This window comes from Acetobacteraceae bacterium, from assembly GCA_039613835.1.
Classification (GTDB): domain Bacteria; phylum Pseudomonadota; class Alphaproteobacteria; order Acetobacterales; family Acetobacteraceae; genus Sorlinia.
The window spans coordinates 1,004,437-1,018,132 of record CP154827.1 but is presented as its reverse complement, the minus strand read 5'-3'; the positions used below and the strand labels follow the sequence as shown (position 1 = coordinate 1,018,132).

The 13,696-nt window shown below is 55.8% G+C and carries 16 protein-coding genes and 1 pseudogene; 11 read left to right on the top strand and 6 right to left on the bottom strand.

All coding sequences use genetic code 11. The annotated features are described in order from the left end of the window. Window positions 1-20: 20 nt before the first annotated feature. Entirely contained in the window at window positions 21-974 is a 954-nt protein-coding gene (locus tag AAYR33_05680; GenBank protein XAO72404.1) for an acetyl-CoA carboxylase carboxyltransferase subunit alpha, read from the top strand. Between the two features lie 12 nt (window positions 975-986). Here AAYR33_05680 and AAYR33_05675 read toward each other — a convergent pair whose 3' ends face one another. After that, window positions 987-1,379 carry a molybdopterin-binding protein gene (locus tag AAYR33_05675; protein XAO72403.1) on the bottom strand — a complete coding sequence of 131 codons (393 nt, stop codon included), beginning with the start codon at window positions 1,377-1,379 and terminating at the stop codon, window positions 987-989. Window positions 1,380-1,444: 65 nt separating this feature from the next. On the opposite strand from AAYR33_05675, the gene AAYR33_05670 reads away from it, so the two are divergent. Then, window positions 1,445-2,350 (top strand): SMP-30/gluconolactonase/LRE family protein, encoded by a 906-nt coding sequence (locus AAYR33_05670; protein ID XAO70585.1) that lies wholly within the window; start codon window positions 1,445-1,447, stop codon window positions 2,348-2,350. Window positions 2,351-2,352: 2 nt separating this feature from the next. On the opposite strand, the gene AAYR33_05665 is transcribed toward AAYR33_05670, so the two are convergent. The 3 genes and pseudogenes from AAYR33_05665 to AAYR33_05655 form a co-directional block, all read right to left on the bottom strand. Then, window positions 2,353-2,772 (bottom strand): (deoxy)nucleoside triphosphate pyrophosphohydrolase, encoded by a 420-nt coding sequence (locus AAYR33_05665; protein ID XAO70584.1) that lies wholly within the window; start codon window positions 2,770-2,772, stop codon window positions 2,353-2,355. Window positions 2,773-2,782: 10 nt separating this feature from the next. Beyond that, complete coding sequence (locus AAYR33_05660) at window positions 2,783-3,247, bottom strand: GNAT family N-acetyltransferase (GenBank protein XAO70583.1); 465 nt, start codon at window positions 3,245-3,247, stop codon at window positions 2,783-2,785. A 171-nt stretch (window positions 3,248-3,418) separates the two neighbouring features. Beyond that, a pseudogene (locus AAYR33_05655) lies at window positions 3,419-4,258 on the bottom strand (ATP-binding protein). Between the two features lie 112 nt (window positions 4,259-4,370). Between AAYR33_05655 and yajC the strand changes: the two are divergent. Further along, complete coding sequence (gene yajC, locus AAYR33_05650; protein XAO70582.1) at window positions 4,371-4,682, top strand: preprotein translocase subunit YajC; 312 nt, start codon at window positions 4,371-4,373, stop codon at window positions 4,680-4,682. A 42-nt stretch (window positions 4,683-4,724) separates the two neighbouring features. Here yajC and AAYR33_05645 read toward each other — a convergent pair whose 3' ends face one another. Continuing rightward, window positions 4,725-5,333, bottom strand: a complete 609-nt coding sequence (locus AAYR33_05645) for a superoxide dismutase (GenBank protein XAO70581.1) — start codon at window positions 5,331-5,333, stop codon at window positions 4,725-4,727. 34 nt (window positions 5,334-5,367) lie between these two features. Beyond that, on the bottom strand, window positions 5,368-5,937 hold the full coding sequence (locus tag AAYR33_05640; protein XAO70580.1) for an NYN domain-containing protein: 570 nt from the start codon (window positions 5,935-5,937) through the stop codon (window positions 5,368-5,370). 695 nt (window positions 5,938-6,632) lie between these two features. Between AAYR33_05640 and rpoZ the strand changes: the two genes are divergently transcribed. The 8 genes from rpoZ (at window position 6,633) to frr (ending at window position 13,695) form a co-directional block, all read left to right on the top strand. Beyond that, window positions 6,633-7,016: a DNA-directed RNA polymerase subunit omega gene (gene rpoZ / locus AAYR33_05635; protein ID XAO70579.1), complete on the top strand. Its 384-nt coding sequence runs from the start codon at window positions 6,633-6,635 to the stop codon at window positions 7,014-7,016. A 50-nt stretch (window positions 7,017-7,066) separates the two neighbouring features. Beyond that, entirely contained in the window at window positions 7,067-9,331 is a 2,265-nt protein-coding gene (locus AAYR33_05630; GenBank protein XAO70578.1) for a bifunctional (p)ppGpp synthetase/guanosine-3',5'-bis(diphosphate) 3'-pyrophosphohydrolase, read from the top strand. Window positions 9,332-9,338: 7 nt separating this feature from the next. Next, window positions 9,339-9,773 (top strand): holo-ACP synthase, encoded by a 435-nt coding sequence (gene acpS / locus AAYR33_05625; protein XAO70577.1) that lies wholly within the window; start codon window positions 9,339-9,341, stop codon window positions 9,771-9,773. 35 nt (window positions 9,774-9,808) lie between these two features. Further along, entirely contained in the window at window positions 9,809-10,597 is a 789-nt protein-coding gene (lepB, locus tag AAYR33_05620; protein ID XAO70576.1) for a signal peptidase I, read from the top strand. A gap of 7 nt (window positions 10,598-10,604) precedes the next feature. Further along, window positions 10,605-11,366, top strand: coding sequence for a ribonuclease III (rnc, locus tag AAYR33_05615; GenBank protein ID XAO70575.1), 762 nt, complete (start codon window positions 10,605-10,607; stop codon window positions 11,364-11,366). Window positions 11,367-11,379: 13 nt separating this feature from the next. Next, window positions 11,380-12,228 carry a GTPase Era gene (gene era, locus AAYR33_05610; GenBank protein ID XAO70574.1) on the top strand — a complete coding sequence of 283 codons (849 nt, stop codon included), beginning with the start codon at window positions 11,380-11,382 and terminating at the stop codon, window positions 12,226-12,228. A gap of 136 nt (window positions 12,229-12,364) precedes the next feature. After that, window positions 12,365-13,084, top strand: a complete 720-nt coding sequence (gene pyrH, locus AAYR33_05605; GenBank protein ID XAO70573.1) for a UMP kinase — start codon at window positions 12,365-12,367, stop codon at window positions 13,082-13,084. 44 nt (window positions 13,085-13,128) lie between these two features. Beyond that, the gene (frr, locus tag AAYR33_05600) at window positions 13,129-13,695 is read left to right on the top strand and encodes a ribosome recycling factor (protein ID XAO70572.1); all 567 of its coding nucleotides are present in this window, start codon (window positions 13,129-13,131) and stop codon (window positions 13,693-13,695) included. Window position 13,696: the final 1 nt, after the last annotated feature.

Genomic DNA, 13,696 nt, shown 5'->3' with positions numbered 1-13,696 from the left:
AAGCGTGCTACATATCGGCCATGCTTCAATATCTCGACTTCGAAAAGCCCGTCGCGGAGCTTGAAAATAAAATCGCCGAATTTCGACAGATGGTCAAAGACGGTGGGGGCATCAACATCTCTGATGAGATTACCAAGCTCTCCGGGAAGGTGGAAAAGCAGTTACGCATGCTCTACGCCAAATTGACCCCATGGCAGAAAGTTCTGGTCGCGCGGCATGCACAGCGTCCTCAGGCAATGCAATATTTCGATGCGCTCCTGACCGACTTCACACCATTGGCAGGCGACCGGCTTGGCTATGACGATCAGGCCATAATCGGGGGTATGGGCCGACTGGAGGGCCGCCCTGTCATCGTAATTGGCACGCAGCGTGGCTATGACACTGAGTCACGCCTGAAACATAATTTCGGCATGCCCAAGCCGGAAGGGTATCGCAAGGCCCAGCGTCTCGTTGATCTGGCGGGGCGCTTCAAAATGCCGATTCTCACATTTGTTGACACGTCCGGCGCGTGGCCCGGCATTGATGCTGAGGCGCGCGGGCAGGCGGAGGCCATTGCACAATCTGTCGCGTGTTTCCTTGGTGCGCCTGTGCTGACGATTGCGACAATCATCGGTGAGGGTGGGTCTGGCGGCGCGGTGGCGCTGGCGGCGACGAACAGCGTGATGATGCTGGAGCATTCGATTTACTCCGTCATCGCCCCTGAGGGTGCGGCCTCGATCCTCTGGCGGGACCCGAAACAGGCCTCTGTCGCGGCGGAAGCCCTTAAATTGACGGCGCCTGACCTCTTGAAACTGAAACTGATTGACCGCGTGATTGAGGAGCCTGTGGGTGGCGCGCAGCGGCGACCGGAAGAGGCGATCAAATCTGTCGGTGCGGCTCTCCATGAGGAGCTTGAGCGCCTCACCCAATTGGAACCGGGCGTGCTGCTTTCGCAGCGCCGGGTTAAATTCCTGTCAATGGGGCATACGCATTAGGATCGCGTTGCCTCAGTTGATGGACGGTTCGCCTTCCTCGGGTGTCGCGCCGAGTTCGATAAAGAGCTGTCGGATCTCCTGACTCGCCGCCTCCACGCGGTCCGGCGCGTAACCCTTGGCAACGAGGGCCACGCTGTGCATGCCGAAAGTGTCGGCGATGCACCCTGCGGTAATGTCATCATGGGTCGGCTCTATCCCACCCATCGTAAAAACATAGTCGTAAGCAGCGCGGCACAGATTGACCGTTTCAACAATGCGTGCGGCGTGGTCGGGGATGATGTGCACGCTTTCGAGAGCAATGCCAAGTTCGGCGAGACGGCGCGCAATAAATATCGTATTGGCATCCTGATTACGACCCGAGAGTATTTCGTTGCCGATGACAACAAGACAGGTTTTGGCCGGCATGTGAAAAACTTTCATCAAAATCTTCCGCGTTTTTGCAGGATACCGGTTGTTGAAAGGATAGCAAAATGGATTCACAACTTGCCGTGCCGCAGCTTCAATGCACGACCGCACTTCGGACGCAACTCGGAGAGGGGCCAATATGGGTCGCGGAACGTGAGGCGCTCTATTTTTTCGATATAGTGAATAAGAACCTCTATCGCCTTCGCCCGCGTCACAATGCCCTTAAAACCTGGGCAACACCTTTGAGGCCGGTTTTTGTTGTGCCAACCGATGCGGGGTTACTTCTCGTCGGGATGGAAGATGGATTATATCTCTTTGATGAGACGGAGGGTGACTTCACCTGCATCCAACCCATCCCGATGGCCGATGGGGATCACACCCGCCTGAATGATGCCTGTGTCGATGCGGAGGGGCGCCTCTGGTTCGGAACAATGGATGAGGAGGAGAAAGAGGGGAAAGGCATTCTCTTCTGCTTCAAGGCTGTGCCGGGAGGATACGCCGTCAGCCAGCATGATGATGACTTCATCGTAACGAATAGCCCTTCCGTAACGTCTGACGGCAGAACGCTTTATGTCAGTGACACTCCGCGCGGGGTGATCTACTGCCATAGATTATCGCCGGATGGCACGTTGTCGGACAAAATGGTTTTCGCGAAGTTCAATGATGGGGAAGGGGAGCGGATGGTGTCGTCTGTGATGCTGATGGCAATCTATGGGCATCCTCATGGGGGCAGCAAAATTATCGTCTTCCGGCCTGATGGGTCACGCCGCCTGGAAATGCTTCTTCCGAGCCCGAATATGACAAAAGTGGCTTTTACCGGCCCCAAACTCTCGACTGTTTATGCGACGTCAGCACGTCAGAACCTGTCGGAAGAATCACTGGCACAATATCCTGAAGCAGGCGGCCTGTTCTCAGGGGAGACGCCATTTCGCGGGATCGAAACGCGTCTTTTCAGATGTCTTGCCGTCTGATGTTAAAGGAGTGACTGGAGGAGAGGGATGAGGGGCGCGTCAGCTTCCGGCATGTTGTAACGCGCCATCTCGGAGGGACGGACCCATGCGAGGGCCTGGCCCTCTTTTGCAACCGGCGTGCCAGACCAGGCGCGGCAGAGATAAAGCGGCATGAGCAAATGACCCGCGCCAATATCGTGGGACGCAAAGGTGAAGGGAGAGAGGCAGGACGGGTTGATCCCGATACCCAACTCCTCGCGTAACTCCCGTATCAGCGCGGCTTCCGGCGTTTCTCCGGCTTCTACCTTGCCGCCGGGGAACTCCCATAACCCGACCATATTTTTACCCTCCGGGCGGGTTGCGAGCAAAATGCGCCCATCCGCATCGATGAGAGCAACGGCGACGACGAGGATGAGGCGTTTCCCGGTTTCTGTATCAGACATAGGCGGCGTTTCAGTCTTTGAGGTGGCGGTGCTCTCTGGGGCAGGGGGCTGTCGTTTCGAAGATAAGGACCGGCTGGCGGCCCCTGCGGGCCACGAGATGCCGAATATCCGCCCCAACCTGACGGAAGCCCGCGCGAGCGAGGACGGAAATTGACGCCTGGTTATCCTCAGCGACTTCCGCATAAACGCGTTCAATAGTGAGCCGTGCGAAGGCCCATTTCAAAACGGCCTGCACGGCCTGGGTGGCGATGCCCTGCCCCCAATGCGCCCGGCCTACCCAATAACCAATGCGCGCCGCCTTCCGTAATTTCTCAAACGTGACGCCGATACAGTCGAGCAGTGTGCCGTCCCGCTCCATCGCGAAGTGCCATGCCGTTCCGGCCTGGGCCTGACGCTGCGTGCCGGTGATCCAGCTTTCAGCCAGCCCGAGTGGGTAGGGAAGGGCAGGTTGCTGAGCATCCGGACGACTTCCCAATCATTGGCGAGGCGATGCACGGTCTCAGCGTCCCGCGATTCCAGTGGGCGGAGGGTGAGATGGTCAGAAAAAGGGTGAGTCGGGGCGGTGTGATGTGAGAGATCGATCGTCATGAAAGTACATCTCTCATCATTGAAATCTCCCTTAATGGTTCAAAGGCACGTCGCATCATCAGCGGGGATGGGCCGTGTCCAGGCTGTCAATAAATTGTTTAGCGACCCGTTCGGAACGGCTCATCCGTTCAAGGGACCAGATGAGCGCCTTCTGATGGAGTTTGTCCCGTGAAAAGCTTATGCGTGACGCATCTGCGTAAGCATCAACCATATCAAGATAAGTCGCCTGGTCACAACCATGCAGACCGATCCACAAGCCGAAACGATCGGAGAGGGAGACTTTCTCCTCAACCACCTCTTTCGGGTCAATGGCGTGATCGGACTCGTTTTCCATGATGTCCCGCGGCATGAGGTGGCGCCGGTTGGAGGTGGCGTAAAAAAGAACATTTTCCGGCCGTCCCGCCAGGCCACCATCCAGGGCGGATTTGCGGAGCTTGTAATGCATGTCCTGACTCTCAAATGAGAGGTCATCGCAGAAAATAATGCAGCGTCACGCGTGTCCGCGCAGAAGGCGCATGAGATCGGGGAGGGAGTCGAGATCTCCCGCCCGAATTTCTATAATCGCCAGGGCGTGCGGCAGGGCCTGGTTGACGTCGGCATGGGCAGCTTTGACGATGGATGATTTGCCCATACCACGCGCGCCCCACAACATGACATTATTGGCGGGAAGCCCCTCGGCAAACCGGCGCGTATTGGCAAGCATACGGTCATATCGCATCGACACACCCCGCAGGAGGGCGGCCTCAACATGTGCAACGTGTGAAATCGGGGTGAAAATCCGGCTTTTGCCAGACTACATATAGGCATCTGACGGGTGAAGATCGATTTCATCGGGCGAGGGCAGACGCTCAAGCGCCGCCGCGATCCGCTCACAATTTTTGAGAAATTCCTGTCTCATAAGGCTTTCTTATAGGATGCGCTGCCTTGACGCCAGCGCCCCACCATTTATGGTCTCCCTCAATAGGGAAGACATCCCTTGAACTTTGAATTGTCTATCATGGGCGGCATCAATGCTTACAAATAGTGGGATTGTTCAGTTTCTTCCGCTGATCATCGTTTTCGTCATATTTTATTTTCTGCTGATCCGCCCGCAACAGGCGCGTCAGAAGGAGCTTAAACTGAAGCTTGGGGGACTTCGGCGCGGTGACCGCATTGTGACGTCTGGCGGGATCATCGCCACAGTTATTCTCGCGAAGGAAAACGATCCCGAAATTGACATTGAAATCGCGCCGGAAACACGTGTGAAACTCCTCCGTGCGAATGTCGCCACAGTGTTGAGCAGCAGCGCGAAACCGGCGAATGACATTAAAAAACCGAAATAGAAATAACGGGCGCGGCCGGCACGATGCCGGCCGACATCTGTCTCAGGCTGCCAGAAGGTTTGCTTCAGCAAACGCGTAATTGGCGAGATTATCCAGAAAGTTGGAGATGTAATCGGGACGGCGGTTCCGATAATCAATGTAATAAGCGTGTTCCCACACATCGGCGCAGAGAAGGATTTTGTCCTGATCTTCCGAGAGGGGACTGGCCGCATTCGCTGTTTTTGTCACGGCAAGCTTGCCATCTTTCTCGAGGACAAGCCACGCCCAGCCTGACCCGAATTGCGTTGTAGCAGCGGCTTTAAACGCGGTCTTGAACGCGTCGACACTGCCGAAATCCTCATTGATTTTCGCCTCCAGACGACCGGGGAGCTTTCCGCCCTCAGGGGACAGGCTTTTCCAGCAGATGCAGTGATTGAGGTGCTGGCCGGCATTATTGAAGACGGGCGTGTCATCCACATTCTTGCGCGCTGCAAGAATGATTTCCTCCAGGGATTTGCCCTGATAGTCAGGTTTGGACTCGACGAGGCTATTCAGAGCCGTGACATAAGCCTGATGATGCTTGCCATGGTGAAATTCGAGCGTCTCCTGGCACATATTTCTCTTTGCAAGGGCGCTTGCCTCAAATGGCAATGGGGGCAGTTCAAAGGCCATAAAACTCTCCTATCACGTAGACGGTCATATGAAATCACCATGCGCGACGTGGCATGACGACATCGTGCACTTGGTGATCTCCGTCAGGTTGTTTCGTGCCCGGATGATGTCTTGATGACAATGGTTTTTCCGAGGGCATCAAGGACGGCACTGTAGTCCCGTTGCGCATGCTGCGCAAGGATGAGATAACTGTCACGCGTACACCGCGCCGTTGCACGGCCTCCGTTACACGTCTGAGATCGGAATCCCCGCTGAAGATCATGGCGTGGTCAATATGGCGCGGCTGCTCCATAAGATCGACCGCGATCTCGACATCCATATTGCCTTTGAGGCGTTTGCGCCCGCCTTGATCTGTAAATTCCCGCACTGTTTTGGTGACAAGGGAATAACCGTTATAGGCCAGCCAGTCTGTCAGCGGCTTTAACGGGGAATAATCCTCTGTCTCAGGTATGGCGATGTAATAAAACGCGCGCATAAGTCGGGATTTCAAACGAAAAAAATCAAGCACCATTCTATAATCGACTTCGAATCCCAGATTTCGCGCAGCGAAATACAGGCTAGAACCATTGATGAAGAGAGATGTTTTTTCATTCTTATCAAACATAGCGACATATCACTATAAAAAAATTTTGTTAAAGTTTTTTCAATATCTGTGGATATCTATTCGATCTGCTTTGTCGAAAAAACGAAAGTATATCGCGTGATATTCGAAATAAAATTATGAATATTGAAGATTTTGAATTCTGTTATCAAATTCCACATTATGTAAAAAAACGTTCTGCATGCGGGTGTTTTGGCGAGAAAGATCGGGGTTGTGATAAGGCGATAGGTTTTAAATGCCTCTTTTACATGGCTTTACAGCGCAAATGGTAATTTAAGATATTTTATAATAGTACGGTACAGATATTGTCATTTGGCAAGTATTTTCAAAACGATCTTTTTAATATTAACTTATATTTTTTTCGCAAAATATTTTGCGGGCCGCGTTTATAATTGCTTTCTCCCCCTCCGGCACTTTTTTCATTATCCGGACTTATATGAAATTCTTGCTGCCGATGCGATGGCGGCCTGTCATTTTAACACCTGCCGTGAGAAGGGCGCCGCCCTGGTGACAACGTCGCGTGACGCAGAGCTCCGAGGCGAGGGCGCTGTGATCTTCCTTCAGGCGGGACGGGCAGGGGCGGCCTCCCCGTTATAAACGTCATTGATTTATCGGACCAAATTTTGTAAGTACGTCTCATATTTATGTGAGTAATCCTTACATCTTTAGGCTTGCATTGTTTTTAGGGAACGTACCGCATGGCTCGCGTCACCGTTGAAGATTGCATTGAGAAAATCCCCAACCGATTCGAGTTGGTTCTGCTCGCATCTCAACGTGCGCGTGCTGTGGCCCGCGGTGAGGAGATCCTCGTCGCTCGGGACAATGACAAAAATCCGGTCGTCGCCCTTCGTGAAATCGCTAATGAGAAGCTGAATCTGACCCATCTGGAAGAGGGAATTGTCCGTTCCCTCACCCGCGCGCCAGAGCCGGAGCCGGTGGATGAGGAAGTTCTGGACTTGATCCCGACCGATCAGAATATTTTCGGTCTTCAGGATGTCACCGCGGATGAAGAGCAGGCTCATCTGGCCGAAGGCGGCGCGGAGCGTGGCTTCTCCATTCAGGGTGCCCGCCCGCGCAGTTGACATCTTGACGTCGCGTCACCCAGCATCCTCAGATGGTAAAGGGGGCTGACGTGTCGTCTGGACTTCAGCCCGGTGCCCACCGAAACGGGTTGGGGAATACGCCCGTCATTTCGATAAACGGGCTTCTCACCCGGTTACAGAAATATATCCCGGAAGGCGCGTTGGACCTCATCCAACGCGCCTATGACGTGGCCAGCAAAGCCCATGAGGGGCAGTTGCGGGATAATGGCGACCCGTATATCGTCCACCCCCTCGCCGTTGCCAATATTCTGGCCAAATTCCGTATGGATGCGACGGCCATCGCTGTTGGTCTTCTGCATGATACGGTTGAAGATACGCGGGTTACAAGGGACATTCTGAAAAACGAGTTCGGGAGTGACCTTGTCGGCCTTGTCGATGGCGTGACAAAGCTCACGCGTCTTGAGCTTCAATCCGACCGGACGAAACAGGCCGAAAATTTCCGCAAACTCGTCCTGGCCATGTCGCGCGATATCCGCGTGCTGATCGTCAAGCTGGCGGATCGCCTTCATAACATGCGCACGCTCCATTATGTGGAGCGCAAAGACCGCCGCCTGCGTATCGCGCGTGAAACGATGGATATTTATGCGCCTCTGGCTGAGCGCATTGGTATGGATCGCGTCAAGACGGAGCTTCAGAACCTGGCTTTTGCGGAGCTGGAGCCTGAAGCCGATGCGACAATCCGGCGGCGACTGAATTACCTTCGCGGGCACGGCGCCGATATTATTGAGCAGATTTGTCAGGACCTGCTGGCGCTGCTGCATAAGGCGGATTTTCATGATGTCGAAATTCGCGGGCGTGAGAAATCCGCTTACTCGATCTGGGCCAAGATGCAGAAACGCAATGTCGCGTTTGAGCAGCTTTCGGACATTATGGCCTTCCGCATCATCGTGCCCACGCGGGAGGCTTGTTACGCAGCGTTAGGCACCATCCACGCGACATATCCCATGATCGCGGGCCGTTTTAAGGATTATATCTCCACGCCCAAGGCCAACGGGTATCAAAGCCTCCATACGGGCGTCACACTTTCTCGGCCGAGAAACCAGAAAATCGAAGTGCAGATCCGCACGCCGGAAATGCATAATTTCGCCGAGAACGGTGTCGCCGCGCACTGGGCTTATAAAGAGCGTCCTTCCGCCCATGCGGCTTCCACCGAAGTCACCCCGCTCACTTCGGTCAAAATGCGCTGGGTGCAGGACCTCCTCGAAATTCTGGAAGATTCGGAAGCACCGGAGGATTTCCTCGAAAACACCAAGCTTGAGCTTTATCAGGACCAGGTTTTCTGCTTCACGCCGAAAGGCCAGCTTATTTCCCTTCCGCGCGGCGCAACCCCGATCGATTTTGCCTATGCGGTGCATAGCCAGGTCGGAGATGCCTGCGTCGGGGCCAAAATCAATGGTCGCCTGATGCCGTTGCGGCATGAGCTGCAAAATGGTGACCAGGTTGAAATCATGACCGCGCGGGGCGGTGTGCCCTCCCCATCCTGGGAGCGCTTTGTCGTCACCGGAAAAGCCCGGGCGCGCATCAGGCGCTTCATTGCCCTGCAGCAAAGGCAGAATAATATTGATCAGGGGCGTTCGGCACTTGCCAAACTCTTCCGGCAGGAGGGGGTGGATGGTAGCGAAAAAATTATCGAGACGACCCTCAAAGCCTTCAAATACCTGACCGTTGAGGATCTTTACGTTGCGGTCGGTGGTAATCAGATCACCCCGCGTGAAGTGCTGAACGCCGCTTACCCCGAATTGCGCCTTCTACCACGTGCGCCGCGCATGGTACCGGGTCTGACATCGCGTTTCGCTGCGGCCAATGCCGCCTCGGCGCGCGGTCGTGCGGCATCGGCTATCCTTGCCGGGGTGGGGAGTGGCATTGATGTGCAGTTCGCAGGGTGCTGCCACCCTCTGCCCGGGGATCAGATCGTCGCGGCAATTGCGCAGGGGCGGGGGGTGACGGTGCACCGGCGCAATTGTCAGAATATGAATGCGTCGCGTTTATCGCCGGAAAAGCGCCTGTCCGTTGACTGGAATTACGAGGCGTTGAAGCTCGACCACAGCCAGTTGAAATTCCCTGGGCGATTCAGTGTTATCACGGCAGATGAAACCAACGTGCTTTCCGACCTGACGAACGTCGCCAATAAACATGGCGGGAACATCACGAATATCCGCATCGTCAACCGCCAGCTCGATTTTCTGGAGATTAATTTTGACGTTGAAGTGCAGGATCTGCGGCATTTCCTCGCCATTATGACCGCGCTCCGCTCTGTCGAAGGGGTGATTCAGGTCGAGCGGGCGCAAAGTTGAGGTGGGTATGATCATCGGCACGGGCATGGATATTTGCGATATCAACCGCATCGAGAAGGCCTGTCAGCGCCATGGCGGGCGCTTTCTAGATCGAGTTTTTACGCCGGATGAGCGGAAGCGGATCCTGCGGCGCCAGGGGCCGAGTCGATTTGGCACGCTGGCAAAACGTTGGGCCGCAAAGGAGGCCTGCGCCAAGGCCCTCGGGACAGGATTCTCGGAGGGCGTCTTTCTTCAGGATATTGAGGTGGTCAATCTGCCATCCGGCCAGCCTTCACTGGTCCTGACCGGTGGCGCCCGGGCGCGTCTGGATGCGATAACGCCGCCAGGGCGATGCGCCGTCATTTTTCTATCTTTAACGGATGAACATCCCTACGCTGTCGCGCAGGTCTTTATCGAAGCGCAGGAAATCGATAAAGACAGCTTTCCTCCCAACCCGCCCTAAGGGCGATGGTGCTTGCTGCACAGGTAAAGGTCACTATGTCATCAATAAATCAAGATAATAACAAGGACACCTCCAAGCGGGAGAGCTGGTGGCAAGTTCTGAGATCCCTCATCACGACAATCATCGTCATTCTCGCGATACGTACGCTGATCATCGCCCCCTTCACAATCCCGTCCGGCTCCATGATCCCGACATTGCTTGTGGGGGATTACGTTGCTGTAACGAAATTCGATTATGGCTGGTCCCGGTATGCTTTTCCTTTTGCGTCGCCTGTCTTCGATGGACGCATCGCAGGGAAGGCACCGCATCGAGGGGATGTCGCGGTATTTCGATACACACATGACACGTCGATCGATTACATCAAACGCATTATCGGCCTCCCGGGTGATCGGATCGCGATGCGGGAGGGGCGTCTTTACGTGAATGACCAGCTTATCGACCGCACGCCCTTGCGACCTTACGAGATCCAGGATGAAAATCGCCGCCTGCTGCGCGGTATTCTCTATCAGGAGGTCCTCCCGGGCTCCGATGGCAGAAAGCCGGTCACCCATGACATTTTTCAATGGTCGCAGGCCGGTTTCGCAAATAATTCGGAAGAATATGTCGTGCCGCAAGGCTACTTCTTCGCGATGGGCGATGATCGGGACGACAGCGCTGATAGTCGCTTTCAGGATAAAGACGGGCTGGGCTATGTGCCCATGGAAAACCTCGTTGGGAAGGCGCGTTTTGTTTTCTACTCCTTCGATGCCCGCCACCCCCTCTGGGAGATCTGGCATTGGCCTGCGGAAATCCGCTGGTCCCGCCTCTTCTCCGTCGTGAAATAACGGATTTATGTCGTCTCCGAGGAAGTCCGCCCTCCCATCACCGCATCTGAAGGCGTCTCTGACACGCCTTCAGAAAAGTCTGGATTACGTTTTTAAAGACACCTCCCTTCTGGAGCGTGCCTTAACGCATCGCTCCGCCGTGGCCCTGCGGGGTAAGCGACGTACTGCGCGTCGGGCGGACCCTCGGCAAAGCCTCGCCTCAAATGAGAGGTTGGAATTTATTGGGGATCGCGTCCTCGGCCTCATTGTGGCGGAATGGCTTCTGGAGCGCTTCCCGGATGAGACGGAGGGCGCGCTCGGCCCGCGTCACGCGGCCCTCGTCTCACGCAACGCGCTGGCCCCGGTGGCCGAAGCGCTTGACCTGTCGGAAATGCTGAATATCGCGGAACATGAGGAGCACTCGGACATTCGCCATCTGGCGAATGTCCTCGCTGACGCGATGGAAGCCATTCTCGGCGCGCTTTATCTTGATGGGGGGCTAGACCCTGTCAGGCGCTTCGTGCATCGTCACTGGGCGTCGATCATGGAAGCGCAGATCACACCGCCGAAAGATCCCAAAACGGCGCTTCAGGAATTTGTTCTGGGAAATGACCGCACTTTACCCCTCTATGAAACGATTCGCACGGAAGGCCCGTCCCATGCGCCGCAATTTACCGTGCGCGTCTCGGCCCTCGCCTTGAGTGCGGAAGGCACGGCGCGCAGTAAAAGACTGGCGGAGAGCGCGGCCGCGGCGGCCCTGATGCGGCTGCTTCGGCGAGAACTGATTTAAAAAAGGATATGTCATGATAACCCGATCTGGGTTTGTCGCATTGGTCGGCGCGCCAAATGCGGGAAAATCAACGCTCCTGAACCGCATGGCGGGCGCGAAATTATCCATCGTCAGCCGCAAGGCTCAGGCAACGCGCTTCCGGATTATGGGGGTTCTGATGCGGGGTGCGGCGCAGATCCTGCTCGTGGACACGCCCGGCATTTTCAAACCACGCCGCAAGCTGGACCGCGCCATGGTCTCAGCCGCCTGGACGGGGGCGCAGGATGCGGATGTCACCGTTCTTCTGATAGACGCACGCGCGGGCATGACGGAGGAGCTGCGCGCCATCATCGACACCCTCGCGGCGCAGAAAACACGCTGCTGGGTGGTGCTGAATAAAACCGACGCGGTGCCACGCGCCGCTTTATTGCCGTTAGCCGACGAGCTGCGCGCTTCCTTGTCTTTCGAGCGCCTGTTCATGGTCAGTGCCTGCAAAGGAGATGGTGTTGACGACCTCATTGAAGCCCTGGCGAAGGCGCTGCCGGGGGGGCCTTATCTTTACCCGCCGGATGACCTGACAGATCTTCCCGACCGCCTGCTTGCCGCTGAATTAGTGAGGGAGCAGATTTTCATGCAGACACATGAGGAGATCCCTTACCAGGCGACGGTCGAGACGGAGAGCTTTCAGGAGCGACCGGACGGCTCCATCCGCATTGATGCCACAATCTACGTGTCCCGCGCCGGCCATAAGGCCATTTTGATTGGTCATGGCGGGCAGAAAATCAAAAGCATCGGATTGCGCGCCCGTCAGGATCTGACACGCTTGCTGGAGCGATCTTGCCATCTGTTCCTGAACGTCAAGGAACGTGCGAAGTGGGATTGAGGGATGGGAGGGGCGCGCGCCTGCGTGCCATCGGCTGGACGATAGCTGACGGGCCTTGTGACAAAAGGGAGGGCGCTTTAAGAGAGACGGAAATTTGATTAAAGTGATCTGACAAGCAAGAGAGGCTCGAGACATCATGACCCTTCCCTACCGTCGCGTATTGTTGAAAGTATCCGGTGAGGCCCTAATGGGTGACGAGTCTTTCGGGATCGATCCGACGGTTGTCAAAACCATCGCGGCAGATGTGGCGCAGGTGGCGCAGCAGGGGGCGCAGGTCTGTCTGGTGATCGGCGGCGGAAATATCTTCCGTGGTGTCGCGGCGGCGGCAAAGGGAATGGACCGCAGACAGGGCGATTATGCCGGTATGCTCGCGACGGTCATCAATGCGCTGATGATGCAGAATGCGCTGGAAGCGCTCAATGTGGATACGCGCGTCATGTCCGCCATTCAGATGTCTGCCATTGCGGAGCCCTATATTCGACGTCGCGCCGTGCGCCATATGGATAAGGGGCGAGTCGTAATTTTCGCCGCCGGAACGGGAAATCCGTTTTTCACGACTGACACGGCGGCCGCCCTGCGCGCGAGTGAGATGGAGTGCGATGCCTTATTTAAAGGGACTCAGGTTGATGGTGTTTATTCCTCCGATCCGAGAAAAGACGCGGCCGCGAAGCGCTATGACACCCTGACTTATATGGATGTTCTCTCACGCGACCTCAATGTGATGGATGCGGCTGCGATTTCCCTCGCGCGTGAGAACAGATTGCCGATCATTGTCTTTAATATTCACGCGCCCGGTGCATTTCAGGATGTCATGCGCGGGAAGGGGCCATTTACGCGGATTGACGCGGCGGTATAAAAGCCCCCACGCAGTAAAAGAGGTTTCGAGGAGGAGAAACAACCATGTCCACCGGACTTGACGCGCTACAGGACGATCTAATCCGACGTATGGAGGGCGCGATTGACAGCTTCCGACGTGACCTTGCCGGTCTGCGCTCGGGTCGCGCCAGTCCCAACCTGCTCGAGCCTGTGCGGGTCGAGGCTTACGGGAGTGAGGTGCCTTTGACCCAGGTGGGGTCAATCGCGGTGCCGGAAGCCAGGATGCTGACCGTTTCAGTCTGGGACAAGACGCTGGTCAGCGCTGTGGAGCGGGCTATACGAGATGCAGGGCTGGGGCTGAATCCGGCCTCTGACGGTCAGACGATCCGCGTGCCTATTCCGCAATTGACGGAAGAACGCCGGGTGGAACTGGCCCGCGCGGCGGGACGCTATGCGGAAAATGCACGCATTTCCGTCCGCGGCGTGCGCCGAGACGGAATGGAGCAGATCAAAAATCGTGAGAAGAAAGGCGATATCAGCCAGGACGACATGAAGACATGGTCAGACGCTGTGCAGAAACTGACCGATCGCTTCATAAAGACGGTTGATGAAACCCTTGCCGACAAGGAAAAGGAAATCAAGCAGGTATAAG